Annotated in this window: 18 protein-coding genes and 1 pseudogene; 2 read left to right on the top strand and 17 right to left on the bottom strand. The window is 71.0% G+C overall.

Translation table 11 applies throughout. The features are described from left to right. Positions 1-49: 49 nt before the first annotated feature. From MM438_RS13275 to MM438_RS13315, 9 genes are all read right to left on the bottom strand, one after another. Entirely contained in the window at positions 50-931 is an 882-nt protein-coding gene (locus MM438_RS13275) for a hypothetical protein (RefSeq protein WP_241453172.1), read from the bottom strand. Further along, a complete protein-coding gene (locus MM438_RS13280; RefSeq protein ID WP_241453174.1) occupies positions 903-1,040 on the bottom strand; it encodes a hypothetical protein in 138 nt (45 codons plus the stop codon). Before MM438_RS13280 ends, MM438_RS13275 begins: the two co-directional genes overlap by 29 nt. Positions 1,041-1,044: 4 nt before the next feature. Beyond that, a complete protein-coding gene (locus MM438_RS16430) occupies positions 1,045-2,856 on the bottom strand; it encodes a glycosyltransferase family 39 protein (RefSeq protein WP_277627976.1) in 1,812 nt (603 codons plus the stop codon). Between the two features lie 302 nt (positions 2,857-3,158). Then, positions 3,159-3,848 carry a trypsin-like serine protease gene (locus MM438_RS13290; RefSeq protein WP_241453181.1) on the bottom strand — a complete coding sequence of 230 codons (690 nt, stop codon included), beginning with the start codon at positions 3,846-3,848 and terminating at the stop codon, positions 3,159-3,161. 264 nt (positions 3,849-4,112) lie between these two features. Next, positions 4,113-4,865, bottom strand: a complete 753-nt coding sequence (gene narI / locus MM438_RS13295) for a respiratory nitrate reductase subunit gamma (RefSeq protein ID WP_241453183.1) — start codon at positions 4,863-4,865, stop codon at positions 4,113-4,115. After that, positions 4,862-5,593 carry a nitrate reductase molybdenum cofactor assembly chaperone gene (narJ, locus tag MM438_RS13300; RefSeq protein WP_241453184.1) on the bottom strand — a complete coding sequence of 244 codons (732 nt, stop codon included), beginning with the start codon at positions 5,591-5,593 and terminating at the stop codon, positions 4,862-4,864. Before narJ ends, narI begins: the two co-directional genes overlap by 4 nt. Continuing rightward, positions 5,590-7,392: a nitrate reductase subunit beta gene (gene narH / locus MM438_RS13305; RefSeq protein WP_241453186.1), complete on the bottom strand. Its 1,803-nt coding sequence runs from the start codon at positions 7,390-7,392 to the stop codon at positions 5,590-5,592. Before narH ends, narJ begins: the two co-directional genes overlap by 4 nt. Positions 7,393-7,429: 37 nt before the next feature. Continuing rightward, a complete protein-coding gene (locus MM438_RS13310; protein WP_241453189.1) occupies positions 7,430-11,164 on the bottom strand; it encodes a nitrate reductase subunit alpha in 3,735 nt (1,244 codons plus the stop codon). After that, a complete protein-coding gene (locus tag MM438_RS13315) occupies positions 11,161-11,958 on the bottom strand; it encodes a helix-turn-helix transcriptional regulator (RefSeq protein WP_241453190.1) in 798 nt (265 codons plus the stop codon). The genes MM438_RS13310 and MM438_RS13315 overlap by 4 nt, the downstream gene beginning before the upstream one ends. Positions 11,959-12,202: 244 nt before the next feature. Between MM438_RS13315 and MM438_RS13320 the strand changes: the two genes are divergently transcribed. Together MM438_RS13320 and MM438_RS13325 are read left to right on the top strand one after the other, a co-directional pair. After that, complete coding sequence (locus MM438_RS13320) at positions 12,203-13,552, top strand: MFS transporter (RefSeq protein WP_241453192.1); 1,350 nt, start codon at positions 12,203-12,205, stop codon at positions 13,550-13,552. Between the two features lie 25 nt (positions 13,553-13,577). Beyond that, on the top strand, positions 13,578-14,975 hold the full coding sequence (locus MM438_RS13325; RefSeq protein ID WP_241453194.1) for an MFS transporter: 1,398 nt from the start codon (positions 13,578-13,580) through the stop codon (positions 14,973-14,975). On the opposite strand, the gene MM438_RS13330 is transcribed toward MM438_RS13325, so the two are convergent. The 8 genes and pseudogenes from MM438_RS13330 to MM438_RS13360 form a co-directional block, all read right to left on the bottom strand. Continuing rightward, complete coding sequence (locus MM438_RS13330; protein ID WP_241453196.1) at positions 14,929-15,480, bottom strand: GNAT family N-acetyltransferase; 552 nt, start codon at positions 15,478-15,480, stop codon at positions 14,929-14,931. The two genes, MM438_RS13325 and MM438_RS13330, sit on opposite strands and share 47 nt — an antisense overlap. A 35-nt stretch (positions 15,481-15,515) precedes the next feature. Then, entirely contained in the window at positions 15,516-16,283 is a 768-nt protein-coding gene (locus MM438_RS13335; RefSeq protein WP_241453202.1) for a helix-turn-helix transcriptional regulator, read from the bottom strand. A gap of 127 nt (positions 16,284-16,410) precedes the next feature. Continuing rightward, entirely contained in the window at positions 16,411-16,893 is a 483-nt protein-coding gene (locus tag MM438_RS13340; protein ID WP_241453204.1) for a hypothetical protein, read from the bottom strand. A 258-nt stretch (positions 16,894-17,151) separates the two neighbouring features. After that, entirely contained in the window at positions 17,152-19,494 is a 2,343-nt protein-coding gene (locus MM438_RS13345; protein WP_241453206.1) for a DUF7507 domain-containing protein, read from the bottom strand. Next, entirely contained in the window at positions 19,491-22,994 is a 3,504-nt protein-coding gene (locus MM438_RS13350) for a DUF7507 domain-containing protein (RefSeq protein WP_420914034.1), read from the bottom strand. The genes MM438_RS13345 and MM438_RS13350 overlap by 4 nt, the downstream gene beginning before the upstream one ends. 175 nt (positions 22,995-23,169) lie before the next feature. Beyond that, a pseudogene (locus MM438_RS13355) lies at positions 23,170-24,363 on the bottom strand (DUF7507 domain-containing protein); the annotation flags it as partial. Continuing rightward, complete coding sequence (locus MM438_RS16975) at positions 24,336-24,437, bottom strand: hypothetical protein (protein WP_420914035.1); 102 nt, start codon at positions 24,435-24,437, stop codon at positions 24,336-24,338. The gene MM438_RS16975 and the pseudogene MM438_RS13355, both read right to left, overlap by 28 nt. After that, positions 24,434-24,995 (bottom strand): DUF7507 domain-containing protein (locus MM438_RS13360; RefSeq protein ID WP_420914036.1); only part of this gene is annotated, 562 nt, incomplete at its 5' end. The genes MM438_RS16975 and MM438_RS13360, both read right to left, overlap by 4 nt.

Genomic DNA, 24,995 nt, shown 5'->3' on the forward strand with positions numbered 1-24,995 from the left:
GTCACCAGGCACAGGAGCAGCAGGAAGCACACCCCCACCAAGGGCCTGATCACGAGGTGGTCCTGGCCAGGCCGAGAGGGACGACACCGTGCGGGAGCGGGGCGGCTGTGAGGGCGTCGCGCAGGTCCTCGAGCAGCCCGGCACCGTCGGTGTGCTCCTCGGTGAGAAGCACCCCACGGACCACCAGGTCACCGACCCGACCGACCGGCACCACGCTCCGATCGGCGCGGTCGCGCAGCACCAGGTCCCGCACCGATGCGGGCAGGCTCGCCTCGAGGGCTGCCAGGCCCAGGGCGTCGGTCTCGGGCAGCAGGGCGGCCACCGTGGCCTCGTCCAGCGCGAAGGGGGCGTCGGAGCGGCGCAGGCGGTGCTCCAGGTGCCGGGACAGGCAGCGCAGCGCCGCCTGGGCCTGGTCGGGGGAGATGTCCGCGCGAGGATCCAGCCGTATGGCGATGGCCGCGAGCGGGCGCCGGTGGCGGCGCGCGCGGGTGATCTCCTCGTCGGCACGCAGGGCGGCGAGGTCGGCGTCGACCAGCCCGAGGGAGGACAGCGCGGGTCGGACGTCGGCCGGACGCCCCCGGCGCAGGGTGGCCTGCAACCGCCGGGCCGATCCGCCCAGCAGCCCCGCCACCCAGCCGACGAGCACGAGCGAGAGGACGAGGGTCAGCAGCGTCGGGAAGGCCGTGGGTCGCCAGCCTCCTGTCTCTCGGACAGCCACCGCGCTCGCCGTGGCGCCGAGGACCCCCACCCCCAGGCCGAGGAACCCGTCGACGAGGGTGCCCGCGCAGGCCGTGACCGGGATCAGGGCGAGGACGACCAGGCGGGCTCCCCCGGCGCCGGTGAGGGCCGCCCCTCCGGCCGTGGCCGCCGACAGGCTCAGCAGCACCGAGCTGGTGTGCAGCTCAGTCCATCGGGTGCGCAGCGCCTTCATGCCGGTCCTCCTTCTTGACGAATCGCCGGCAGGCCAGCGCATAGATCATGGTGGCCGCAGCCATGGCTGCGGCAGCGTGCGTCAGCAGCTCGCCGACATCGGGTCTCACGAGGTCACCGTCCTTGGCAGGTGTGGAGGTCGTAGATGAGCAGCCCGTCGAGGACCCGGGCCGAGCAGGTGGCTCGCACCCAGGCGTCGATCCGGGCGGACTGGGTCCAGGGTCGGCGGCGCGGGGTGGCGGGGCGGGGCCGGGCCAGGTAGTACCCCACCCGACCGGCCCGGGCCCTGGTGCGGAAGTCCTCCAGGGTCGGTGCGGGGTCGCTGCCCAGGTAGCCCCCGATCGCCATGACGGGGACCCGGGCCGCCAGCTGGTAGCGGGCAGCCTCCTCGGCGCCAGGAACGGCGGCGGCCCAGTCGTGGGTGGAGGCGGCGAGGAGGGACACGACCTGGGGGGTCTGGTCCGCGGGAGATCGGGGAGCGGGCCTGGCGGAGGCCGCCGGGGACCCGGCAAGGAGTCGGTCGGTGGGCCGGGCGCTGGGGCTCGGCCCCCGGTGGGGGCGGGTCAGGCCGGCCAGGGAGTAGGCCAGGGGCGTGGCGAGCAGGGCGACCAGGCCCAGCACGAGCGTGGCCCGCCACAGGACCGGGTGGCGGTCGGCGGCGCCGAGGCAGAGCAGTGCTCCCGCTCCCGCGGCCAGGACCAGCCACCCGAGCCAGGGCGCCCACCCTCGTTCGTGGTGCCGGAGGAGGTGGACCGCCCAGGCCGCGGTCAGCACCAGGGCCGCGGCGTGGGCACGGCCGGCGGGCTCGTGCCGGACCCGACCGACCTCGTGCACGGCGAGGGGCACGACGACGGCCACGGGAGGCACCAGCACCAGGGAGTAGTACGCGTGGGTCGGGCCCCGCATGAACGACAGGGTCACCCAGCCGGTCGCCAGCCAGACGGCCGACATGACGGCCATCCCCCGCACCAGGTCCTGGCGCGGCTGTGCGCGGCGGAGGTGGAGGACCGCGACGACCGCCACGACCGCGGCCGGCAGCAGCCAGGAGATCTCGATGCCGAACTCGCCCTGGAAGAGCCGCCAGGGCCCGGGTCGCGACCCGAAGGCGCGCCGAGCACCCCCGGCCATGCGGGCCACGCCATTGTAGCCCCACGCGAGCTGGAGCAGGGAGTCGTCGGTCGACCCACCGAGGTAGGGCCGTCGGTCCCGCGGCCAGAGCTCCACCAGCAGCGGGTACCAGCCTGCGCTGACGAGGAGGACCCCGAGCGTGGCGCCCAGCTGGGCCAGCTTGCGTCGCAGGGACGCCGGGGCGCACAGCAGGTAGAGCACGACCAGCGCCGGCAGGTGGAGGAAGGCGCCGAGCATCTTGGCCAGGAAGCCCGCGCCCGTCACGGCGGCGGCGGTCAGGAGCCAGGGGGTCGACGCGGTGCGGGCCGCTCGCACCGCGCACCAGGTGCCGACCGTCATGGCCAGGGCGGTGACGGCATCGGGGTTGTTGTGGCGGAACATCATCGCGGACACCGGAGTCGCGGCCATGATCGTCCCGGCCAGGAGGGCGGCCCCGGGCCCGGTCTCCCGCCGGACCGTCGCGTGCACGGCCAGCGCGGCAGCGACCCCCATGAGCGCCTGAGGTGCCAGCAGGCTCCACGACGAGAAGCCGAGCACGCGGGCGGACAGCGCGGGGACCAGCACCCCCAGCGGGGGCTTGTCCACGCTGACGACGTTGCCCGGGTCCAAGGACCCGAAGGCCAGCGCCGTGAGGTCCCGGGTGCCCGCCCAGCTCGCCGCCGCGTAGTACTCGTTGCCGAACCCGTTGACGGGCAGGTCGTACAGGTAGCAGGTCGCGACCGTGAGCGCCAGCAGCCAGGCTCCTCGCGCGCGGGCCCAGGAGCGGGCAGCCCTGTGCCCGTCGGTGGTGCCACTCATCGCACGAGACTCCCGACTTCCGACCTGGGTCCTGCGGTGCCAGGACCCGTGCCGCGGCCGACCGGGGATGGTCCTGCCGCGCACCACACAGACGCCACACGCACCACGGTGGTTGGTGCCTGACGCGAACTTCTCCCGGCACCGGGTTCGGGTGCAGCCCGGCGCGACGGCAGTCGGCCACCGGCGTCCGGGGTCGACGAGGCCCCCGCACCACCGTCCGGGACAGGTGGTGCGGGGGCTGCGCGACCCCCTCGGGGAAGGACGGGGGTCAGCTCGTCGCCGGATCCGACCGGTGCGAGCGACTACTTCTTCAGGCCCGCGGTCTTGGTGATCCAGGCGTGGATGTGAGCGATGTCCTCGGCGTTGAAGCCCCGCGGGTTGGCGACCTGGACGAAGCCGACGACCTTGTCGTCACGCATGACGAGCGACCCGTTGTCGATGGGCCCCTCCAGCGTGAAGGAGGAGGGCTTGCCGTAGTAGCTCGCCCACCCGTTGTGGTTCTTGGCGGTCACCGAGCTCTTGCCGACGCTGAGGGTGTGGTTGATGCCCTCGGGGCCGTTGAAGGCCACGACGTCGAGCTTCTCGCCCTTCTTGGGGTGGGCGTCGGACAGCGCCACCGGCTTGACCCGCTTCACGGGCTTGTCCAGGTGCAGGAGCATCGCCCCGGACTTCGTGGGGTCGTTGCCCTTCCAACCCTTGACGGGGAAGGGAATCTTGCGCTCGGTGACGTTCACCGCCTCGCGGGTGATGTCACCGGTCACCTTGGAAGCCCCCAGGCAGGGCATGGACCCCTCGTCCGTGAGGACCCATCGGGGAGCGACGAGGACGCCGCTGCAGACGTGGTTGCCGGCGCCGTCGAGGAGGGCGACGACACCCGGGTTGGCGGGCAGACGGCCGCCACCCTGGGCCGCGGAGGCGGGAGCGGCGCCGGCGAGGCCGCCGGCAAGGACCGCCGCGGCGGCGAGGGCGGCGGAGACAGTGGTGGGACGCATGAGAACATTCCTTCCCTAGGAAGATGTGGACGATTATCATTCTCATCTTGAAACGGGAGATTGTCCACCCGTGATCGTCGCAGCACCCCTCCCCTGCCCACGATCGTGTGCCTCCCCCGCTGGGCTCCGGCAGGCCACGCACACGGTCCCGGCACGCCGACGAGGAGCGGTCCGGGCAGGCCGGAGCCCCCGCGTGAGGGGGGGTCGCGGGGGCTCCGGGTCGGTGGGGGCGATCCGCTCGAGGCGGTCGCCGGGCTCAGTCTGTCAGACGCGCTCCCACCCGCGCTGCGGCGCGCGGGTCCCGACGCCACGCCCGGGGCGGGCCGTGCGGGAACGGTAGACGACGTACGGCCGGTTGAGGTAACCGACGGGCGCGGAGAAGACGTGCACGAGCCGGGTGAACGGCCACAGCGCGAACAGGCAGCAGGCCACCAGCGTGTGCAGCTGGAAGCCGAGCGGGGCCGCCGCCATCAGGTCCGCGTCGGGGTGGAGGGTGAGGAACTGGCGATACCAGATCGACACGCCCTCGCGGTAGTTGTAGTGCTCCGGCAGCGGGCCGGGGTTGCCGATGCCGGAGGCGTGCCACCCGAGGGTGTTGGACAGGCCGAGCAGGATCGCGAGGACGAGGAAGACGTACATCACCTTGTCCATCGGGGTCGTCGCGCTGAACACCGGGCCGGTCGTGCGGCGGCGGTAGACCAGGATCGCGATGCCCGCCAGCGTCAGGAAGCCCGCGAGCAGGCCGACCGAGACCGCCAGGAAGTGGTAGATCTCCTGGGAGATGCCCACGGCCTCGGTCCAGCCCTGGGGGACCAGCAGACCCATCAGGTGCCCGAGCACCACGAAGAGGATGCCGAAGTGGAACATCGGCGAGCCCCAGCGCAGCAGCCGGGCCTCGTAGAGCTGGCTCGACCGCGTGGTCCAGCCGAACTTGTCGTACGTGTAGCGCCACCAGTGCCCCACGACGAAGACCGTCAGGCAGACGTAGGGGAAGACCACCCATAGCAGCATGTTCATGAACGTCCTCCGTGCAGGCTCGCGGCGAGGTCCTCGACGCTCGGGTCGAGGGCGGGGTGAGGGTTGAGGCGGGGGTCGATCTCGTAGGGCGCGAGGCCCACATCCTCGGCCGGCGGTCCGGCCGCGACGAGGCGGGCGACGGCGGTGGACTCGTCGCCGTCCAGGGGCGGCAGCGTGGCGCACACCGCGACCAGCACGTCGGCCCAGGGGGATCCACGGTCGAGGAGCGCGAGGCGCAGGACCTCCAGCCCGGCCCGGTGGTCGAGCACCAGCCCGAGGGCGACCTCCAGGTCGACGGTGCCGCCGAGCTCCAGCACGACTGCCAGGTGGTCGGGCAGCTCGTCGTCGCCGATCTCGACGCCGGCCCGGCGATAGGCCTGCTTGAACTGCACCAGGGCCATCCCGCGCTTGCGGGTGTCGCCGTGCGCGAAGTACGTCAGGTAGGGCGCGCAGCGGCGGGTGTGGTCGAAGGTGTCGACGTACCTGGTCTGCAGCTCGTCCAGGCGACCGGCGTCGTATGCCGCGGAGACAGCCGTCGCCACCCGCCCGAGGGGTTCGGCGACCACCGCGGGCAGCCGCGCCAGCGTCGCCCGCAGCAGGGGCAGGTGGGCCACGAGCTGCTCGTCGGGGTAGCCGAGCAGCAGCGAGGCGCACTGCCAGCTGGCCCGCATCGCGTCCTCGGGCACCGGCAGCTGGGCCTGCTTGCGGCGCCGCAGGGCGAGCCTCACGAGATCTGCTCCGGGGGGATGGCGCCGGAGTCGCGCGACGCGGAGGGGTCGGCGCCCATGGGCATCCCGTCGCCCTCGCGCAGCGCGTCCTCGGTGACGCCGGCGCCGAGGGCGCCCCCGGCGGCGGCCCCCAGGTCGGAGGTGCCCGCCCCCGGGCCGGTGGGTCCGCCCGGGAACAGGCCCTCGGGCATCCCCTTGCCGTCCCAGCTCAGCAGGTTGACCCGGCCCTGCGAGGAGCCGCCGCCGACGAGGGTGTCGGCGGTCTGGCGGGCCTGCAGCATCTGGAAGTTCTCGACCGCGATGGGGGTGAGCGCGCCGGAGCCCTCGCCGAAGGCGCCCTGCGCCCCGGTCTGGTAGGCGCTGACCGAGCAGTCGGTGGCGAGCTCCTCCAGCCCGTGCGCCTCCTCGGCGTGGGCCGTGGGGATGACGTAGCGCTCGTCGTACTTCGCCAGCGCGAGCAGCCGGAACATCTCGTACATGTCCTCCTCGGACATGCCGACCGACGCGGGGATCTCCTCGCGGGGATCGCGACCAAGGTTGATGTCGCGCATGTACGACCGCATGGCGGCGAGCCTGCGCAGCACCCGGTCCACGGGGGCGACGTCGCCGGCCGTGAACAGGTTGGCGAGGTACTCCACCGGGATGCGCAGGGTCTCGATGGCGTTGAACAGGTTGTCCCTGTCCTCGCCGTCGTGGCCGGACCCGGCGATGGCGTCGACGACCGGCGACAGCGGCGGGATGTACCACACCATCGGCATGGTGCGGTACTCCGGGTGCAGCGGCAGCGCCACCTGGTAGTCGTTGATCAGGCGGTAGACCGGCGACCGCTGGGCGGCGGTGATCCAGTCGGACGGGATCCCCGCCCGCTCGGCCTCGGCGACCACCGCGGGGTCGTGCGGGTCCAGCAGCACCGACCGCTGCGCGTCGTACAGGTCGCGGTCGTCCGGGGTGGAGGCCGCCTCGAGCACCCGGTCGGCGTCGTACAGCACCAGGCCGATGTAGCGCAGCCGGCCCACGCAGGTCTCCGCGCACACCGTCGGGATGCCGACCTCGATGCGCGGGAAGCAGAAGGTGCACTTCTCGGCCTTGCCGGTCCTGTGGTTGAAGTAGACCTTCTTGTAGGGGCAGCCGGAGATGCACATGCGCCACCCGCGGCAGGCCTCCTGGTCCACCAGGACGATGCCGTCCTCCTCGCGCTTGTAGATCGCGCCGGAGGGGCACGACGCCGCGCACGAGGGGTTGAGGCAGTGCTCGCAGATCCGCGGCAGGTAGAACATGAAGGTCGACTCGAGCTCGGTCCTGACCTTGTCCTCGATGCCCTTGAGCATCACGTCCTGGTGCATCGTCTCGATCGAGCCGCCGAGGTCGTCGTCCCAGTTGGCCGACCACGAGATGTTCATCGGCTTGCCGCTGATCAGCGAGTGCGGTCGGGCCACCGGGAAGTGCTGCTGCGCAGGGGCGTCGAGCAGCGTCTCGTAGTCATAGGTCCAGGGCTCGTAGTAGTCCTGGATCGAGGGCATCTTGGGGTTGACGAAGATGCTGAGGAGCTTCTTGAGCCGCCCGCCCGCGCGCAGCCGGATCCGGCCGTCGGCGCCGAGCACCCAGCCGCCCTGCCACTCCTCCTGGTCCTCGTAGCGCCGCGGGTAGCCCAGGCCGGGCCGCGTCTCGACGTTGTTGAACCACACGTACTCCGTGCCGGAGCGGTTGGTCCACGCCTGCTTGCAGGTGACCGAGCAGGTGTGGCAGCCGATGCACTTGTCGAGGTTCATGACCATCGCCATCTGGGCCATCACGCGCATGGGACGTCTCCTTCGTATGCCGAACCGGTGGCGGCCATCAGTACGTGACCTGCTGCGAGCGCTTGCGGATGATCGTGACCTCGTCGCGGTTGTTGCCGGTCGGGCCGATGTAGTTGAAGAAGTAGGACAGCTGGGCGTACCCGCCGACGAGGTGGCTGGGCTTGACCATGATCCGGGTCATCGAGTTGTGGATGCCGCCGCGCCGGCCGTTGTGCTCGGTGAGCGGCACGTCGATGAGCCGGTCCTGGGCGTGGGGCATGTAGACCGTGCCCTCGGGCATCCGGTGGGTGACGATGACGCGGGAGGCGACGACGCCGTTGCGGTTGACCGCCTCCACCCAGTCGTTGTCGCGGACCCCGATCTTGGCGGCGTCCTTGTCGGACATCCAGATCGACTGACCGCCGCGGCCCAGGGACAGCATGAACAGGTTGTCCTGGTACTCCGAGTGGATCGACCACTTGTTGTGCGGCGTGAGGTAGCGCACCGACACCGACACTCCCCGCTCGTCCTCGGTCACCTCGCCCAGCGGGCGCTCGCCGAAGAGCTGGGTCATGTTGAGCGGCGGCCGGAAGGTCGGCAGCGTCTCGCCCATCTTCTGCATCCAGTCGTGGTCGAGGTAGAAGTGCTGCCGCCCGGTGAGGGTGTGGAAGGGCTTGAGCCGCTCGATGTTGATGGTGAAGGGGCTGTAGCGGCGCCCCCCGGACTCCGACCCGGACCACTCCGGGGAGGTGATGACTGGGACCGGCGCGGCGACCGTGTCGGCATACGTGATCTGCTTGCCCTCGTGCTCGGCGGCGAGGTCGTGCAGCTGGTGGCCGGTGCGCTTCTCCAGGGTCCTGAAGCCCTGGGTGGCGACGTGGCCGTTGGTGGTGCCGGACAGCGCCATGATCATCTCCGCCGCCTGCACCGCGGTGTCCAGGCGCGGGCGCCCGGCCGCGGGCCCGGAGCGGACCAGGCCGTTCTTGCGGCCCAGCCACTCCACCTGCTTCGTGACGTCGTAGGTGATGCCCTTGCAGGTGGTGCCCAGCGTGTCGAGCAGGGGCCCGACCGCGGTCATCCTGGCGTGGACCGCGGTGTAGTCCCGCTCGACGACGGCGAGCACCGGCATCGTCCGGCCCGGCACCGGCTCGCACTCGCCCTTGGCCCAGTCGAGCACCCGGCCGTGGACGCTGGCCATCGCCTCGGGGGTGTCGTGCCACAGCGGCTTGGCGACCAGGTCCTTGCGGGTGCCCAGGTGGGTCTTGGCCAGCTCGCTGAACACCTCGGCGATGGTGACGAAGGCATCCCAGTCGGTGCGCGACTGCCACGGCGGCGCGATGGCCGGGTTGAACGAGTGGATGAAGGGGTGCATGTCCGTGGTGTTGATGTCGTTCTTCTCGTACCACGTCGCCGCCGGCAGCACCACGTCGGACAGCAGGGTGCTGCTGGTCATCCGGAAGTCGATGGTCATCAGCAGGTCGAGCTTGCCCTCGTGGGCCTGCTCGGGCCACTCGATCGTCGCCGGGCGCTTGTCCGCCGGTGCCTCCTCGGCGTTGACGCCGTGGTCGGTGCCGAGCAGGTGCTTGAGGAAGTACTCGTCGCCCTTGGCCGAGGAGCCGAAGAGGTTGGCCCGCCACAGGGTGAGGACGCGCGGCCAGTTCTCCTCGGCCTCGGGGTCCTCGGCGGCGAACCGCAGCTCGCCCTTCTTGAGCTGGTCCACGACGTAGGCCGGGACCTCCATCCCGGCGGCCTCGGCCTCGTCGGGCAGGGCCACCGAGGAGCGGTTGAAGGTGGGGTACGACGGCGCCCAGCCGAGTCGCGCGGCCTGCGCCACCAGGTCGGCCACCGCCACGCCCGGGAAGGCGCCGCGGCCCGCGCCGATGTCGTCGGCGGAGTAGGTGTCGTAGCGGTACTGGCTGGTGTGGAGGTACCAGTAGGTCGTCTGGTTCATGTGGCGCGGCGGGCGCACCCAGTCCAGCGCGAAGGCCGTGTGCTGGAAGCCCATGAGGGGGCGGGCCTTCTCCTGGCCGACGTAGTGCGCCCAGCCGCCGCCGTTGCGGCCCTGGCAGCCGGTGATCGTCGTCAGGACGAGCATCGCGCGGTAGATCAGGTCGGAGTGGTACCAGTGGTTGGTGCCGGCGCCCATGAGGATCATCGAGCGGCCCTGGGTGTCCACGGCGTTCTGCGCGAACTCCCGCGCGATCCGGGCGCACTGCTCGGCGGGCACGCCGGTGATGTCCTCCTGCCAGGCCGGGGTGTAGGCCGCGAGGACGTCGTCGTAGCCGGTCGGCCACTGCCCCGGCAGGCCCGGGCGGGCCACGCCGTACTGCGCCAGCATCAGGTCGAAGACCGTGGTGACGTAGCCGTCGCCCAGCTGCCGCACGGGCACGCCGCGGTGCTGCAGGGTGGCCTTGCCGTCCAGCGCGTCGAAGCGCGGCAGCGCGACCTCGGCCACCTGGGCGCCCTCGGCCATCATCGACAGCGCGGGGCGCACGTCGCCGAGGTCGAGGTTCCACCGCCCGACGCCCTCCTCGCCGAAGCGGTGCCCGATCGAGCCGCGCGGCACGACGACCTCGCCGGTGACCTCGTCGACGAGCATGGGCTTCCACATGGCGTTCTCGGAGGTCGACTCGGGGCCGCCCGCGACGTCACCCGCGACCGCGAACTTGCCCGGCACCCAGCGCAGCTCGCCGTCCTCGCCGCGCTCCTGGTCCAGCCAGACGAGATAGGGCAGGTCGGTGTAGGTCGTGGTGTAGTCCCGGAAGAAGTCCACCTGCCGGTCCACGAAGAACTCCTTGAGCACCACGTGGCCCATGGCCATGGCCAGCGCCGCGTCGGTGCCCGGCATGGCCCGCATCCACTCGTCGGCGAACTTGACGTTCTCGGCGTAGTCCGGGGAGACGACGACGACCTTCTGGCCGCGGTAGCGCGCCTCGGTCATCCAGTGGGCGTCCGGCGTGCGGGTCAGGGGGACGTTGGAGCCCCACATCATCAGGTAGGCCGCGTCCCACCAGTCACCCGACTCGGGCACGTCCGTCTGGTCGCCGAACATCTGCGGCGAGGCCGGCGGCAGGTCGGCATACCAGTCGTAGAAGGACAGCATTGTGCCGCCGATGAGCTCGGTGAACCGCGCGCCGGAGGCATAGGACACCATCGACATGGCCGGGATCGGCGAGAAGCCCGCGATCCGGTCGGGGCCCCAGCGCTTGATGGTGTAGACCTGGGCGGCCGCGACGATCTCGGTGGCCTCGGCCCAGGAGGCCCGCACCAGGCCGCCCTTGCCGCGCGCCGACTGGTAGCGGCGGCGGCGCTGCGGGTCCTGCACGATCGAGGCCCAGGCGAGGACCGGGTCGCCGTACTCCTGCTTGGCCGCGCGGTACATCTCCAGGAGCACGCCGCGCAGGTAGGGATAGCGCACCCGCGTCGGCGAGTAGGTGTACCAGGAGAAGGCCGCGCCACGGGGACAGCCGCGGGGCTCGTACTCCGGGCGGTCGCCGCCGGTCGAGGGATAGTCGGTCTGCTGGGCCTCCCAGGTGATGATCCCGTCCTTGACGTAGACCTTCCACGAGCAGGAGCCGGTGCAGTTGACGCCGTGCGTGGAGCGCACGACCTTGTCGTGGCTCCACCGGTCGCGGTAGAACGCGTCGGCCTCACGACCGCCCACCTCGTGGATGGTCCGGCCGTCCGGGCTGATCGCCGACCGGGTGAAGAACCGGCGCGTGCCGACGAGCGCCTCGGCGAGCGGACCGTCGATGCCCGACGGGCTCTTGCCCCGGGTGGTGGACGTGCTCATGCAGATCTCCTGGTGGACTCGTCGGTGCGGGTGGTGACGGTATGCCGCAGCGGGGTGCGGGTGGTCAGCGTGGCCGTGGTGACGGCGATGTCGGCGTGGGGCCGCAGCGTGACGTCGACCCGGGTCTCGCCGAGCCGCTCCAGGACCCCGCCGAGCAGTCCTCGACGGAAGGCGTAGAGCACGGGGGCGTGCCGGGCCGCGATGGCGAGGAAGGGCGCCCGGGTCAGCTCCAGCTCCACCTGGCGGCCGTCGCCGGTGAGCACCAGGTCGTGACGGAAGCCCCAGCCCGCCATCACGTCGACGACGAGCTCGGCGGTGCTGAGCCACTGCCCCGGGGTGGTCGCGGGGGCCCAGGCGGGCGGGGTCACCTGGGCCCGCTCCAGGGCCCAGGTGCGGGCGGCCTCCTCCATCCGGGCCGAGCCCTCCGGCTCGGGCAGCCCCCAGTGGGAGGTGACCAGGCCGGACAGCTCGCGGTGGGTGGGGTCGAGCCGCACCTCGGCAGGGACCAGGCGATAGAGGGTGCGGGGGCGGCCGACCCGGCCGCCGCGCTCCGAGCAGGCCTCGACGACGTGGGCGTCGACGAGGACCCGCAGGTGGGCGCGGGCCGTGGTGACGTGGACGCCGAGGTGGGCGGCGACCTCCTGGGCGGTGACGCCCCGGGCCCGGCCGTCGGTGAGCCGGGGCGCCCGGGCGAGCAGGTCGATGACCCGACGGCGCGGCGAGGGGGCGAGCAGGCTGGGCCGGGGGCCGGGCTCGGGCGCCCAGGTGTCGGGCAGCGGCGTGGCGAGGGTCACCCGGCCTCCTCCCCTGACGCGCTCGCGCCACGGCGATGAATCCTCTTAATCGATCGGACAGTCGCAGTCTAACCCTGGACCGGCCCCGCGCGCAGTCCCGAACCACCGTCCTCCAAATTGGATTCGTATGACAAACTTGCAGGTGAAAAGATCCGCAGAATCCCTCTCAGCCTGTCACCTTGTACGACGCACCACAGGGTCCTAGCGTGTTGCGCAACGATCCTTCAAATTCGAGGAGTCGCCCGTGAGCACCCCTGCTCGCAGCTCGGCCGTCCCCGCCTCGGCGGCGGCCGCACCCCACCCGGCCGAGGCCGGCGCCGGCGCCGGCCGGGTCCTGACCTGGTCCACGATCTCGTTCACCGTGATGTTCGCGGTCTGGATGATGTTCGGCATCCTGCAGAAGCCCATCCGGGCCGAGCTGCACCTGTCCGAGGAGCAGTACTCCTGGATCCTCGCCGCCGCCATCCTCAACGGGTCGATGTGGCGTCTGCCGGCCGGGATGCTCACGGACCGCGTCGGCGGCCGCAAGGTCTTCACGGCGCTGCTCCTGCTGGGCGCGGTCCCGGCCTACCTCGTGGCGCACGCCCACTCCTACTCCATGCTCCTGCTGCTCGCCTTCCTCGTGGGCTTCGTGGGCAACTCCTTCAGCGTCGGGGTGGCCTGGAACTCCGCGTGGTTCGGCCGCCGGCGGCAGGGCTTCGCGCTCGGGCTCTTCGGGGCGGGCAACGTCGGGGCCTCGGTCACCAAGTTCATCGGCCCGCCGCTGATCGCCGGCACCGCCGGCGCGACCTACCTCGGCATGGTCGAGGGCGGCTGGCGCCTCGTCCCGGTCATCTACGCCGTGCTGCTCGTGGTCCTCGCGGTGCTCACGTGGTGCGGGACGCCGAGCGCGGACCGGATGCCGGGGGCGGCCAAGCCCCTGTCGGAGATGCTGGTCCCGCTGCGGCAGGTGCGCGTCTGGCGCTTCAGCCTCTACTACGTCGCGGTGTTCGGCGCCTACGTCGCGCTGTCGAGCACGCTGCCCAACTACTACCAGGACAACTACGACGTCTCCCTGACCCAGGCGGGGCTGCTGACGGCGCTGTTCATCTTCCCCGCCTCGCTGCTGCGCCCGGTCGGCGGCTGGTTCTCCGACCGCTTCGGCGCGCGCAGGGCGATGTACGGCACCTTCGTGGTCATGCTCCTCACCAGCGGGCTGCTGATGATGCCGAGCGGCCACCTGGTCATCAGCCACCCCGACGGGCGCACCAGCGAGCACCTGCCCTGGGCGCTCGGGCTCGTGCCGTTCACCGTGCTGGTCTTCCTGCTCGGGTGCGCGATGGGCGTCGGCAAGGCCGCGGTCTACAAGCACATCCCCGAGTACTTCCCCGACAACGTCGGCTCCGTCGGCGGCCTCGTCGGCATGCTCGGCGGCCTGGGCGGTTTCTTCCTGCCGCCGCTGTTCGCGTACTCCAAGGCGTGGAGCGGGTTCCCGTCGAGCACCTTCTTCGTGCTCTTCCTGCTCACCGCCGTCTGCCTCGCCTGGATGCACCTGACCGTCGTGCGGATGCTGCACCAGCAGTCCCCGCACCTCGCCGACCGTTTCGACCACTGACCCCCCACCGACTGGAGACCACACCATGAGCACCGCGACCGACGCCCGCACCGGGGGTGAGTGGCTGCAGGCCTGGGACCCGGAGAACGACGCGACCTGGGACAAGGGCCTCGCCTGGCGCACCCTGTGGATCACGACCTTCTCGCTCACCATGTGCTTCGTCGCGTGGTACCTCCCGAGCGCGATCATCCCCAAGCTCAACGCCCTGGGCTACTCCTTCAGCAAGCAGGAGCTGTACTGGATGTCGGCGATGCCCGGTCTGGCCGCCGGCCTGCTGCGCATCGTGTGGATGGTCCTGCCCCCGATCATGGGCACCCGCAGGATGGTGGCCCTCACCACGCTGCTGCTCGTGCTGCCGGTCCTCGGCTGGGGCGTGCGGGTGACCGCGCCGACCGCGCCCTACTGGGAGCTGATGGTCCTGGCCTTCCTGGCCGGCATCGGCGGCGGCGCCTTCTCCGGCTTCATGCCGTCCACGTCGTACTTCTTCCCCCGGCGCCTGCAGGGGACCGCGCTCGGCCTGCAGGCCGGTCTCGGCAACCTCGGCGTCTCGCTGGTGCAGCTCCTCACGCCGTGGCTCATCGGCTTCTCGATGATCGGCTTCCTCGGCCACTCCGAGATGATGAAGGTGCCTGGCAAGCCCTCCAAGGAGGTGTGGTACCAGAACGCCGCGTTCGTCTGGATCCCCCTGGTCCTCGTCGGTGCCGCCCTCGCCTGGACCCTGCTGAGGTCGGTCCCGGTCAAGGCCAACCTCCGCCAGCAGTTCGACATCTTCGGCAACGTCGACACCTGGCTGATGACCCTGATCTACATCATGACCTTCGGCACCTTCGCCGGGCTGTCGGCGCAGTTCGGCCTGCTCGCGACCAATCTCTACGGCTCGGGCAACGCCGACATCGTCAGGGGCTCCGGCGCGACCGCCCAGATCCTGGTCCAGGGGTATGCCGTCCCCGACCCGGTCACCTTCGTCTTCTGGGGGCCGCTGATCGGCGCCCTGGCCCGGATGCTCTTCGCCCCGCTGACCGACAAGATGGGCGGCGCGATCTGGACCCTCGTCTCCGGCCTGGGCCTGATCGCCTCCATCGTCTGGACGATCCCGGCGCTGTCCCCGGACACCTCCTCCGCGACGGCCCTGCAGGGCGGGTTCACGCACTTCTTCTGGGGCATGATGCTGATCTTCCTGTTCTCCGGGATCGGCAACGCCTCGACCTTCAAGCAGATGCCGATGATCTTCGAGAAGCGCCAGGCCGGCGGCGTGATCGGCTGGACCGCGGCGATCGCGGCCTTCGGGCCCTTCTTCTTCGCCCTGGGCATCGGGACGATGGGCGCCACGGCGTTCTACTGGGTGGGCGTCGCCTGGGCGGTCATGTGCACGGCGATCACGTGGATGCGCTACGCCCGCAAGGGCGCTCCCAAGCCGGGGTGACGCCCCGCACCATCCGCAGCTCGGTCGCCCCGGTGCCGGCGAGCTCCTGGGTCGACCCGTCCTCGACGAAGCCCTGACGGCGATAGAAGGCCAGCGCCCGCTCGTTGCCCTGCAGGACCCACAGGTAGGCCGCCCGCTCCCCCAGGGCCGCCTCCACCAGCTGCCGGGCCGCGCCCGAGCCCCAGTGCTCGGGCAGGAGGTACAGCGACCACAGCTCGAGCTCGGCAGGCGCGTCGTCGTCGCGGGCCGGGCCGGCGCTCGCCCACCCCACGGGCGCGCCGGTCAGGTCGCGGGCGACCCAGGTGATCGCCCCCTCGACAGACTGCCCGGTCCGGTCGTGCTGCCGGCCGCGCTCGCGCCACCGGCGGGTGCTGTCCTCGTCGGAGCGGGCGTCGAAGACCTCGTCGGGCAGGAGCCCGCGGTAGGCGACCCGCCATACCCGGTTGTGGCCCGGGCCGATCACCTCGGCGTCGGCGGCGCGCAGGGGACTCACCTGGTAGCTCATGCCGCCAGACCAGGCACCCACCCTCGGACCGGTCCTCAGTCGGGCAGGACGTGACGCAGGTCGAGGCCGTCCTCGACGAGGTCCCCGGGCGCGGCCGCGGCGGTGCTGATGTCGACGGCGCACACGCCCGGCGTGACCATCGGGACCACCCGCACCTGCGGGTCGGGCACGCCCAGCTCGGTGAGGGTGCCGCGCACCAGGCCCAGGTGGATCCCGCAGATCACGTCCGGGTGGCGTCGGGCTGCCTCGAGCATCGGGCAGTAGGTCAGGGTCGCCTGGCAGCGGGTCGCCAGGTCCCCCTCGACGGTGACCGTCTCGGGCGGGTAGCCCCAGCGGGCGAGGGTGTCGACCAGGGGCCGCACCGGGATGCTCCCGCTCGTGTCGGTGCCCGAGGGCGTGGCCGCAGGCTCGACGGCCTGCCCGTGGGCCCGCACCCAGGCCGCTCCCGCACGGTCCGCCGCCTGCGCGCGGGCCGCCACGTCCGAGCCCGCCCGGCCGCCACCGGCCAGGGTCGCCGACAGCACGTCGGCGAGGATGACATAAGCGCTGGCGCTCACCGGGGCGGTGTCGGTGGCCCGGCGATAGACCTTGCGCGGGCGCCCCGGCCGCTCCCGCCGCTCGGGCTGGGACGCCAGGACGCCGGCCTGCTCGAGCTGGTCCAGGTGGAAGCGCACGGTCGTGACGTGCAGGCCCAGGGTGTCGGACAGGGCGAGGGCGGTCCACCGGTCGGGCTCGGCCTCGACGAGCTCGGTGATCTGACGGCGGACGCTCGACGAGAGCAGCGCCTCACGCTCCCTGGGCATGGCTCTCCTTCGACGGACGGGCCCTCGCGACGCGAGGGCCGTTGTCCCAGGGTAGTGGCGTGCCCGGAGCAGCAGGGGCCGGGATCCACCCCCTCGGTGGATCCCGGCCCCTGACGTACGAAGGGCGTCAGCCCTTGGCGCCGCGCGTGACGTTGACCGTGCAGCCGTCGGCGGCCTTGGTGAGCTTGGTCGTGAGCTCGACCTTCTGGGTCGACCCGGGCGCGACGTTCTCGAGCAGCTTGGAGGCGCGACCCATGACGTCCGAGCCGTGCACCCAGTTGATGGTGATGACGTAGTCCTTGGGCCCCTTGGCCGAGGACTTCAGGGTACCGGTGACCTTCTGCTCCCCGAGCTTGGTGTCGCAGTTGCCGTCCAGGGTGAAGTCCTTGCGGGCGCCCTCGAGGCCCTGGGGCTTGAGCACCGGCGGGACGACCAGGTCCTTGGGCGAGATGCCCGCGTCGTTGACCCGGGCGGCCTGGCCGGCGGCGCCGGGCGGGAAGGTCGTGGTCGTGGCGGTGGTGCGGGTGGCGCCGGAGCAGCCGGCCAGGGCGAGCGCAGAGGCCGCCGTGACCGCGGCCAGCGAGGCGCCGAGCTTCTTGGGAGCGACCATGGTCACTGCCACCTTCCCCCCGGCATACCCCGGGGCTGTCGGTCGGCTGCAGGGAGTCACGCATGCTCCCAGACTTGCAGCCTGATGAATACTTTACGTGACCATCATAGGCCAGATGCCGGGACTTTCACCCACTTTCCGTCACTTTTCCCGCAGCACTCTCCGAATCGCGATCACTGTCCGTCAGAGGCGGTATGTCGCCGCGGGCCGGTCCCGACGCCATCGGCGCCCGGACCGGCCCGCGCTCGGCAGCCAGGATCAGGCCGTGTCCGTCCCCTCCTCGTCCTCCTCGTCGCGACGACGCTTGGCGAGGACCAACAGCCAGGCGCCGACGAGGAGCATCCCGAGGCCTGCCGCGAGCAGGACCAGCACGTCGGCACCCGTCTTGGCGAGCTTGCCCGTCCGCGGGTCGACGTAGTAGCCCGCGGGGACCGGCTGGCCCGGCTGCCAGGTGGTGCCGTCGTTGGTGGAGATCACCATGCCCGGCATACCGCCGTAGACACCGCCCGGGATGATGCCCGGACCGTAGCCTCCGCCTCCGGTGCCACCGCCACCGGAGCCACCACCGGTGCCCGGCAGCGTGGTCCGGCCCCCGAGCACCTGGTCCGCGACCGGGGTGTCCGTGCTGTCGGAGGCCTTGGCACCGAGGGTCGACCCGTCGGAGTAGTAGGCCTGCGCCGACGCGACGTTCTGGATCGAGCCATAGCCCAGGTCACCGGACTTGACCGAGTAGGTCGTGGCCAGGCAGGAGGTCGAGGCACCCACCGCCAAGGGCGTGGCCAGGCACTCCTGGGCCGCGAGCCCGAGCATCGAGTCGGTGATCTTGACGCTGGGGATCTCGACCTGACCGGTGTTCGTCACCGTGAACGAGTAGGTGACCTTCTCGCCCTCGTCCGCGGTGCCGTTGCCGTTGACGTCCTGCAGGTCGGCCTGCTTGTCGAGCGTGTAGCCCGTGGTGAGGTCCAGCGGCACCGGGGCCTGGTCGATGTCCTTGACCACCTCGGTCGAGCCGAGGGGCTTGCCACTCACGTCCGCGGTGGTCTGGACCATGCCCTTGGCCACGTCATTCTCGGTGATGGTGTACTGCAGCACGCCGCAGCCGCACCACTGGGTCGGGTCCAGGACCGGGGTCCCGTCGGCGGCCTGTCCGCCGACCAGGGCAGCCAGCAGACCGGTGAGGCCGGTGGCCCGCTTGGCCATGATCGTGGATCCGCCCGGGGTGGTGATCCAGTCGGAGGTGACCGGTTGCTGGCGGACGGCACCCAGGTCGCAGACCAGTCGGTTGTCGGCATTGAGGCTGCCCTGGACCACCTTAACGTTGGCCATGGTCAGCATCGGGTCGCCGATGGTCACGTCGGTCAGACCCGCCGTACCCACGTTCTGCGACACGAGCGAGAAGTAGACGTAGTCACCGGCGTTCTTGATGCCGTCGCCGTTGTTGTCCACGAAGGTCGACCCGTCGGCCATGGTCAGCACGTTCTTCTGCACCTGGATGGCCGGGGAGGCCTTCTGCAGGAGGGTGGAGGTGATCTCCGGGTCCGTCTCGGCAGGCGGGTCGATGGTGTAGCCACCACCCACCGCCGTCACCAGCGTGGCGTGGTTGGTCACGTCACCGGCCAGCATGTCGGTCGAGGTGATCGTGTAGCTCGCCGTGCACTCGATACCCGTCTGCGGGGCGATCTCGTCCTTGGTCGGGTCGAAGGCACCGTGGTTGGGGTCTCGGTGGGTGCAGGTGTATGCCGAGGGCCAGGCCGAGCCGGCTGCACCGGCACCGTCCAGCTTGTCGTCCTTGATCGCCGAGACGGTCAGCGGGACGTTGCCGGTGTTCCACACCACGAAGGTGTAGGGGATCGTGTCCCCGGCCTCCTGGTTGCCGGTCTTGTTGGCGTCCACGACGGTGCCGGCCTGCTTGTCGAAGGTGACGGCTGCCTTGAGCGCCAGCTTGGCGACGTCGATGGACGTCTGGTCGGCGGGCTGCGGAGCACCCGTGGGCGCCGCCATCGACGCCGTGGCCGTGTTGCTCACCTCGCCGGCGTTGATGTCGAACTGTGTCAGCGTGTAGTCCGCGGTGCAGGTGATGACCTCGCCGGGTGCGGCGGTCGTGGTCGGGCAGCTCACCGCGGTGGTGGGCAGTTGGTCGCTGATCTGCAGACCGCTCAGGGTGGTGTTGCCGGTGTTGCTGACCGTGAAGCTGAAGGTCACGGTGTCACCGGCGTCGACCACGCCCGGGAGGCCCGAGGGGCCGTCCGTTGTGCGGGCAGTCCCGTCCGCCAGGTTGACGTGCGACTTGACGATGGTGAACGCCGAACCCTGGGCCAGCGGCCGCGAGGTGGTGTCGTCCGAGGTGACGGGCTGGCCGTTGGGCGCGATCCCCATGATCGTGGCGGCGTTGTCGACCGTGCCGGCGTCGAGCTGGGCCTGGCTGAGCTTCACCGTCACCGGGGGGCACGTCGCGCTGGCCCCGGGGGCCAGCGAACCGGCCATGCAGGTCTCGTCCACGATGCCCAGGCTGAGGTCGGTCAGCCACACGGGGTTCAGGGTGACGTTGCCGGTGTTGGTGACCTTGAAGGTGTAGGTCACCGTGTCGGCGGCGTCGTTCATCCCGTTGGCGTTGGTGTCCGTGACCGTCGAGACGATCTTGTCCAGCGCGATCGCAGGCTGACGGGGGAAACCGTCGGTTTTGGAGGCCTCGTAGAGGTCACCGCCGTACCGGCCGGCGAGGTGCCCGCCGCGGTGGCGGTGTTGGTCACGGTGGCCGCATCCACATCGGTCTGCTTGAGCGCGTAGGTGCGCGCCGTACAAGCCACCGACGTGCCAGGGGCCAGCGTCGTCGTGGTCCCGGTGACACAAGGCACCCCGCTCAGGCCGAGCATGGCATCCGTGATGGTCACGTTCCTGATCGTCTGGTTGCCGGTGTTGGTCACCGTGAAGCTGTAGGTGATCGGCTCACCGACGTCGATGCGGCCGTTGTTGTTGCTGTCCGTGGCCCCGCCGGAGGTCTTCCCGAGCACGATCGTCGGATCGGGTGTGATGTCGGTCTGCACCGTCGAGGTGGCCAGCGGCGAGTGGACCATCGGCAGCGTGCTGTTGAAGCCGTACGCCGTGGCGGTGTTGACGACCTTGCCGGCGTCGACGTCGGCCTGGGTAAGCGTGTAGCCACGCTGGGTGCAGGTGGTCGACTTCCCCGGCATGAGGTACGTCGAGCCGTCCGGCAGGACCGGCACGGTGCAGCCACCGGCCTTGACGATACCCAGCAGAGCGTCGTCCATGACCAGGCGGTCCAGCGGCGTGGTGCCGGTGTTGGTGATGGTGAAGGAGTAGGTCACCTTGTCACCGGCGTCGGGGCCGTTGGCGTCGACGTCGTCGATCGGGGTGACCGACTTGACGAGGTCGATGCCCTGCCGGGTCGGCACGGTGACCGAGGCGTTGCCGGTCACCGTGGTGCCGGTGCCGGTGGTGCCGGCCAGGGTCACGGTGTTGACGATGACGCCGTTCTGGTAGTCGGTGGCCGTGCCGGTGTAGGTCAGGTTCGGGCAGGTCCGGGTGGCGCCGGGGGCCAACGGGCCGCTGCCGCAGGGCATCGGCGTCGCCGAGATCAGCGGGTCGGTGTAGGTCACGTCGCCGAGCGTCGCCGTGCCCGTGTTGGTGACGGTGATCGCGAAGACGAGCTTGTCGCCCACCGAGGTGATGCCGTCACCGTTGTCGATGAGGTTGATCGCGTGCTTGGTCGCCGACAGGCTCGGGGCCTGCGTGACCGGCGTGGACGTGCTGTCCGTCGTCTTCGCCTGCTTGCCCAGGGGCGTGCTGGCGGTGACGTAGGCGTTCACGTTGTCCACGGTCCCGGCGTCCACGTCGACCTGGGTCAGCGCGTAGGTCCGGGTGCACGTCGACGACTCGCGCGGGGCGATCGTGTTGGGCGTGCACTGGACGTTGCTCATGCCCAGCTTCGCGTCGGTGACCCCGACGAGCGTCATGGTGACGTTGCCGGTGTTGGTGGTCGTGAAGGTGTAGGTGATCGTGTCACCGACCGACTGCTTGCCGTCGTTGTTGGCGTCGACGATGCCCGACGCGGTCTTGTCGAACTGCAGCAGCGGGGTCTCCGCCAGCGGCGTCTCGACGCGGTCCGAGCCGCTCACCGGGATGTTCTTGGGCGTCAGGCCCGTGGTCGTGGCCGAGTTGACGACCGCCGGCGTCTTGGTGCCGTTGGCCAGCGTCACGGCCTGGTCCAGGTCCTTCTGGGTGATGGTGTACGTCGAGGTCGGGCACTCGGCCGACATACCGGGGTCGAGCACCTGCGAGGTGCAGACCTGGTCGACGATGCCGATGCGCGCGTCGGTGTAGCGGACGTCGTGCAGCGACAGGTTGCCGGTGTTCTTGACGTAGAACCGGTAGGTCAGGGTGTCGCCGGCGCCGATGACGCCGTCGCCGTTGGTGTCGGACGGGGCCGCCACCAGCTGCTTGTCCATCGAGATGGACCGCACGGCGGTGATCGAGACCGGGGCCGACTGGGTGTTGGTCACCGTCTGGCCGGTCGGGTCCAGGCCCGCCGCGGTCGCGGTGTTGGTCATGCCGTTGTTGTTGAGGTCGGCGAGGGTCAGGGCGTACGTCGCGGTGCAGGACGTCGACGCGCCGGGCGCGAGCGAGGTCCGGCCGCCGCAGGTGGCCCGGTCCATGCCCACCATCGGGTCGGTCAGGGTGACCGGCGACAGGGTGGTGTTGCCGGTGTTGGTGATCGTGAAGGTGTACGTCACCGTGTCGTTGACGTCCTGCTCCTTGTTGCCGTTGACGTCGACGATCGTGCCGGCCGTCTTGGCCAGCTTGATGCCGGACGCCGCGGTCACCGAGGTGCTGGCGTCGTCCGCGCCGGACACCGGGGTGCCCTTGGGGTCGGTCGCCGCGATGGTGGCGGTGTTGTTGACGCCACCGGCGTCGACCTGCGCCTGCGTGAGCTTGAGCGGGTATGCCGTGCAGGTGCGCGTCGCACCCGGGGCGAGGTCGCCCGTGCCGCAGGCCACGGCGGCGAGGCCCAGCGTCGGGTCCGTGAGGGTCACGGCGCTCAGCGTCGTCGTGCCGGTGTTGCGCACCACGAACGAGTAGGTCACGGTGTCGCCCGCGTCGGCCCGCCCGGTCGAGTTGGTGTCCGCGATGGCGGACGCCGTCTTGTCCAGGGTGATGGTCGACGACTGCGGCACGGTGGTGGACGTGGCGTCGCTGACCGTCGGGGTTCGGGCGCCGTTGATCGTCGCCGTGCCGTAGGCCGTGGCGGTGTTGTCGACCACGCCGGCGTTCACGTCGGCCTGCGTCAGCGGGTAGGTCTTGGCCAGGCACGTGGTGCTGGCCCCGGGGGCGAGCGTCGTGCTGGTGCAGACCGCGCCGGCGTAGCCGAGCCTGGCGTCGGTCAGGGTGACCTGGCCGAGCGTCACGGTGCCGGTGTTGGTGACGGTGAACGTGTAGTCGATCGTGTCACCCACGTCGGCCCGGCCGCTGGAGTTGGTGTCCTTGATGACGCTCGCGACCTTGTCCAGGCTGATGGTGGCCTTGGTTGCCACAATCACCGACGAGCTCGCCGAGGTGGTCGTGCCGTCCGGGGCGGTGCCGGTCGCCGTGGCGGAGTTGGTGAAGGCACCCGCGTCGACGTCGGCCTGCGTCCGCACGCGGTTGAGCGGCGGGCAGTCTCGGCTCTCACCGGGCTTCAGCGGGGTGGTGCCGCACGCGGCGGCGGTCACGCCGAGCTGGGCGTCGGTGTAGGTCACCGGGTCCAGGGTCACGTTGCCGGTGTTGGTGACCGTGAAGGTGTAGGACATGGTGTCCCCGGCCCCCACGACGCCGTCACCGTTGTCGGTGATCTTGGACAGCTTCTTGACCAGCGCGATGCCCGGGGTGCGCGCGACGTCGGTCGTGACCGTGTCGGGCCCGGTGGCCTTGACGCCGGCCGGGTCGGTGCCCGTCGCGGTCGCGGTGTTGTCGACCTTGCCCGCGTCGATGTCGGCCTGGGTCAGCGCGTAGGTCCGGGTCGGGCAGACGCGGGACTCGCCCGGCGCCAGCGGCCCGGTGCCGCAGGCGACGCCGGAGATGCCCAGCTTGGTGTCGGTGTACGTCACCGAGGTGAGCGTCGTCGTGCCGCGTGTTCTTGACCGTGAAGGTGTACTGGATCGTGTCGCCGACGTCGGTCCTGCCGTTGTTGTTGGCGTCGACCACGCCACCGGACACCTTGTCCATGGTGATGGTGCTGGTCCGGGTCCAGGTGGCGGTCGCGCTCGACGGCGCGGTCACCACGGTGCCCTTGGGGTCGGTGCCGTTGGCGGTCGCGTTGTTGACCACCTTGCCGGCATCGGCGTCGGCCTGGGTGATGGTGTAGGTCCGCGAGATGCAGTCCGTCCGGGTGTCGCCGGGCGCCAGCGGCGTGGTCGTCGACCCGCAGGTGGCGGCGGTGAGGCCCAGGCGGGAGTCGGTCACCGTCACCGGCGCCAGCGAGGTGTTGCCGGTGTTGGTCACGCCGAAGGTGTAGGTGATCGAGTCACCGGCACCGATCACGCCGTCGCCGTTGAGGTCGACCGGGGCCCCGGCGACCTTCTTCAGGCTGAGCGAGGGCGTCGAGGCGACGAGCCGCGAGCTGGTGTCCGTGGCCGGGACGTCACCGCTGGTCGGCGTGGTGCCGTGGGCGATGGCGGAGTTGTCCACCGAGCCGCCGTCGACGTCGGCCTGCGTGAGCACGTACGGCGTCGTCAGGCAGGTGCGGGAGGCCCCGGGCAGCAGCGGACCGGTGCCGCAGGCCTGGCTGGCCAGCCCGACCTTGCCGTCGGTGACGGTGACCGGGTTGAGCGTCACGTTGCCGGTGTTCTTGACCGTGAACTGGTAGGTGATCGTGTCGCCGGCGTCGACCTTGCCGTCGCCGTTGGTGTCGACGATCGCCGAGTCGGTCTTGTCCAGGGTCATCTTCGGGTTGGCCGTCACCGGGACGTCCGCCGTGGCCGGGCCATGACGGTCGTGCCCTTCGGGTCCTTGGCCGTCGTGCCGGCGTCGTTGTGCACGGCACCGGGTGACGTCGGCCTGCGTCGTGGTGTAGGTGCGCGTGGTGCAGGTGACCGAGGCGCCGGGCGCCAGGGTGCCGGTGCCGCACGCGATCTCGTTCGCCATACCGAGCTTGGCGTCGTTGACGACCACCGAGCTGAGCGTGGTGGTGCCGGTGTTGGTCACCTTGAAGGTGTAGGTGATCTGGTCCCCGGCGTCCGGTTGGTTGCCGTCCAGGTCGGTGATCGCGCCGGCGGTCTTGGTCAGCGAGATCAGCGAGGAGCCGTAGGTCGTCGTGCTCGTGCCGTCCGCCTGGTTGACGACGGTGACGCCGGTCGGCGGGGTCGCGACGACGGAGGCGTTGTTGGCCACCGAGCCGGAGTCCACGTCGGCCTGGGTCAGGACGTACGTCTTGGCCGGGCAGGAGGCCGTCACCCCCGGACCAGCGACGCGACGCACTGGGCGTTGCTGATGCCCAGCTTGGTGTCGCTGTAGGTCACCGGGGTCAGGGTGGTGGTGCCGGTGTTGGTCACCGTGAAGGTGTAGGTGATCGTGTCACCCGCGTCCGGCCCGTTGCCGTCGATGTCGACCAGCGAGCCGGCCTGCTTGTCGAAGGTGTACGACGCGGTCCGCGTCCAGGGCATGACGACCGTGTCGGTCGCCGCGACCTTGGTGCCGTCCGGCTTGGTGCGGTCAGCGTCGCGGTGTTGTCGTAGTGGCCCGCGTCGACGTCGGCCTGCGTCAGCACGTGGTTGCGCAGCGGGGTCGTCGGGTAGCCCGCCGGGTAGCAGGTGACCTCCTGGCCCGGGTCGAGCGTGCCGGTGCCGCACGTGGCGTTGTAGATCCCGATGGCCGGGTCGTCCTTGCGAACGTCGGTCAGCATGATGTTGCCGGTGTTCCTGGCGATGAGGGTGTAGTCGATGCGGTCGCCCGCGTCGACGATCCCGTTGCCGTTGACGTCGACCATGACGCCCCGCTTGTCCAGGGTCAGCCCGGTCGTCTGCGGCACGATCCGCGAGTTGGCGTCGCTCGCGGTCACCGGGGTGCTCGACACCGCCGAGACCGCGTTGACGGTCGCGGTGTTGTCCACC

It is taken from the genome of Arsenicicoccus dermatophilus (assembly GCF_022568795.1).
Lineage (GTDB): Bacteria > Actinomycetota > Actinomycetes > Actinomycetales > Dermatophilaceae > Arsenicicoccus > Arsenicicoccus dermatophilus.

Bases quoted from the DNA above. Each gene is read 5' to 3' on its own strand.
- narH (WP_241453186.1), bottom strand. From the start codon at position 7,392: ATGCGCGTGATGGCCCAGATGGCGATGGTCATGAACCTCGACAAGTGC.
- MM438_RS13310 (WP_241453189.1), bottom strand. From the start codon at position 11,164: ATGAGCACGTCCACCACCCGGGGCAAGAGCCCGTCGGGCATCGACGGT.
- MM438_RS13325 (WP_241453194.1), top strand. From the start codon at position 13,578: ATGAGCACCGCGACCGACGCCCGCACCGGGGGTGAGTGGCTGCAGGCC.
- narI (WP_241453183.1), bottom strand. From the start codon at position 4,865: ATGAACATGCTGCTATGGGTGGTCTTCCCCTACGTCTGCCTGACGGTC.
- MM438_RS16430 (WP_277627976.1), bottom strand. From the start codon at position 2,856: ATGAGTGGCACCACCGACGGGCACAGGGCTGCCCGCTCCTGGGCCCGC.
- MM438_RS13275 (WP_241453172.1), bottom strand. From the start codon at position 931: ATGAAGGCGCTGCGCACCCGATGGACTGAGCTGCACACCAGCTCGGTG.
- MM438_RS13335 (WP_241453202.1), bottom strand. From the start codon at position 16,283: ATGCCCAGGGAGCGTGAGGCGCTGCTCTCGTCGAGCGTCCGCCGTCAG.
- MM438_RS13345 (WP_241453206.1), bottom strand. From the start codon at position 19,494: ATGAACGACGCCGCCGACACGGTGACCTACACCTTCAAGGTCACCAAC.
- MM438_RS13330 (WP_241453196.1), bottom strand. From the start codon at position 15,480: ATGAGCTACCAGGTGAGTCCCCTGCGCGCCGCCGACGCCGAGGTGATC.
- MM438_RS13340 (WP_241453204.1), bottom strand. From the start codon at position 16,893: ATGGTCGCTCCCAAGAAGCTCGGCGCCTCGCTGGCCGCGGTCACGGCG.
- MM438_RS13290 (WP_241453181.1), bottom strand. From the start codon at position 3,848: ATGCGTCCCACCACTGTCTCCGCCGCCCTCGCCGCCGCGGCGGTCCTT.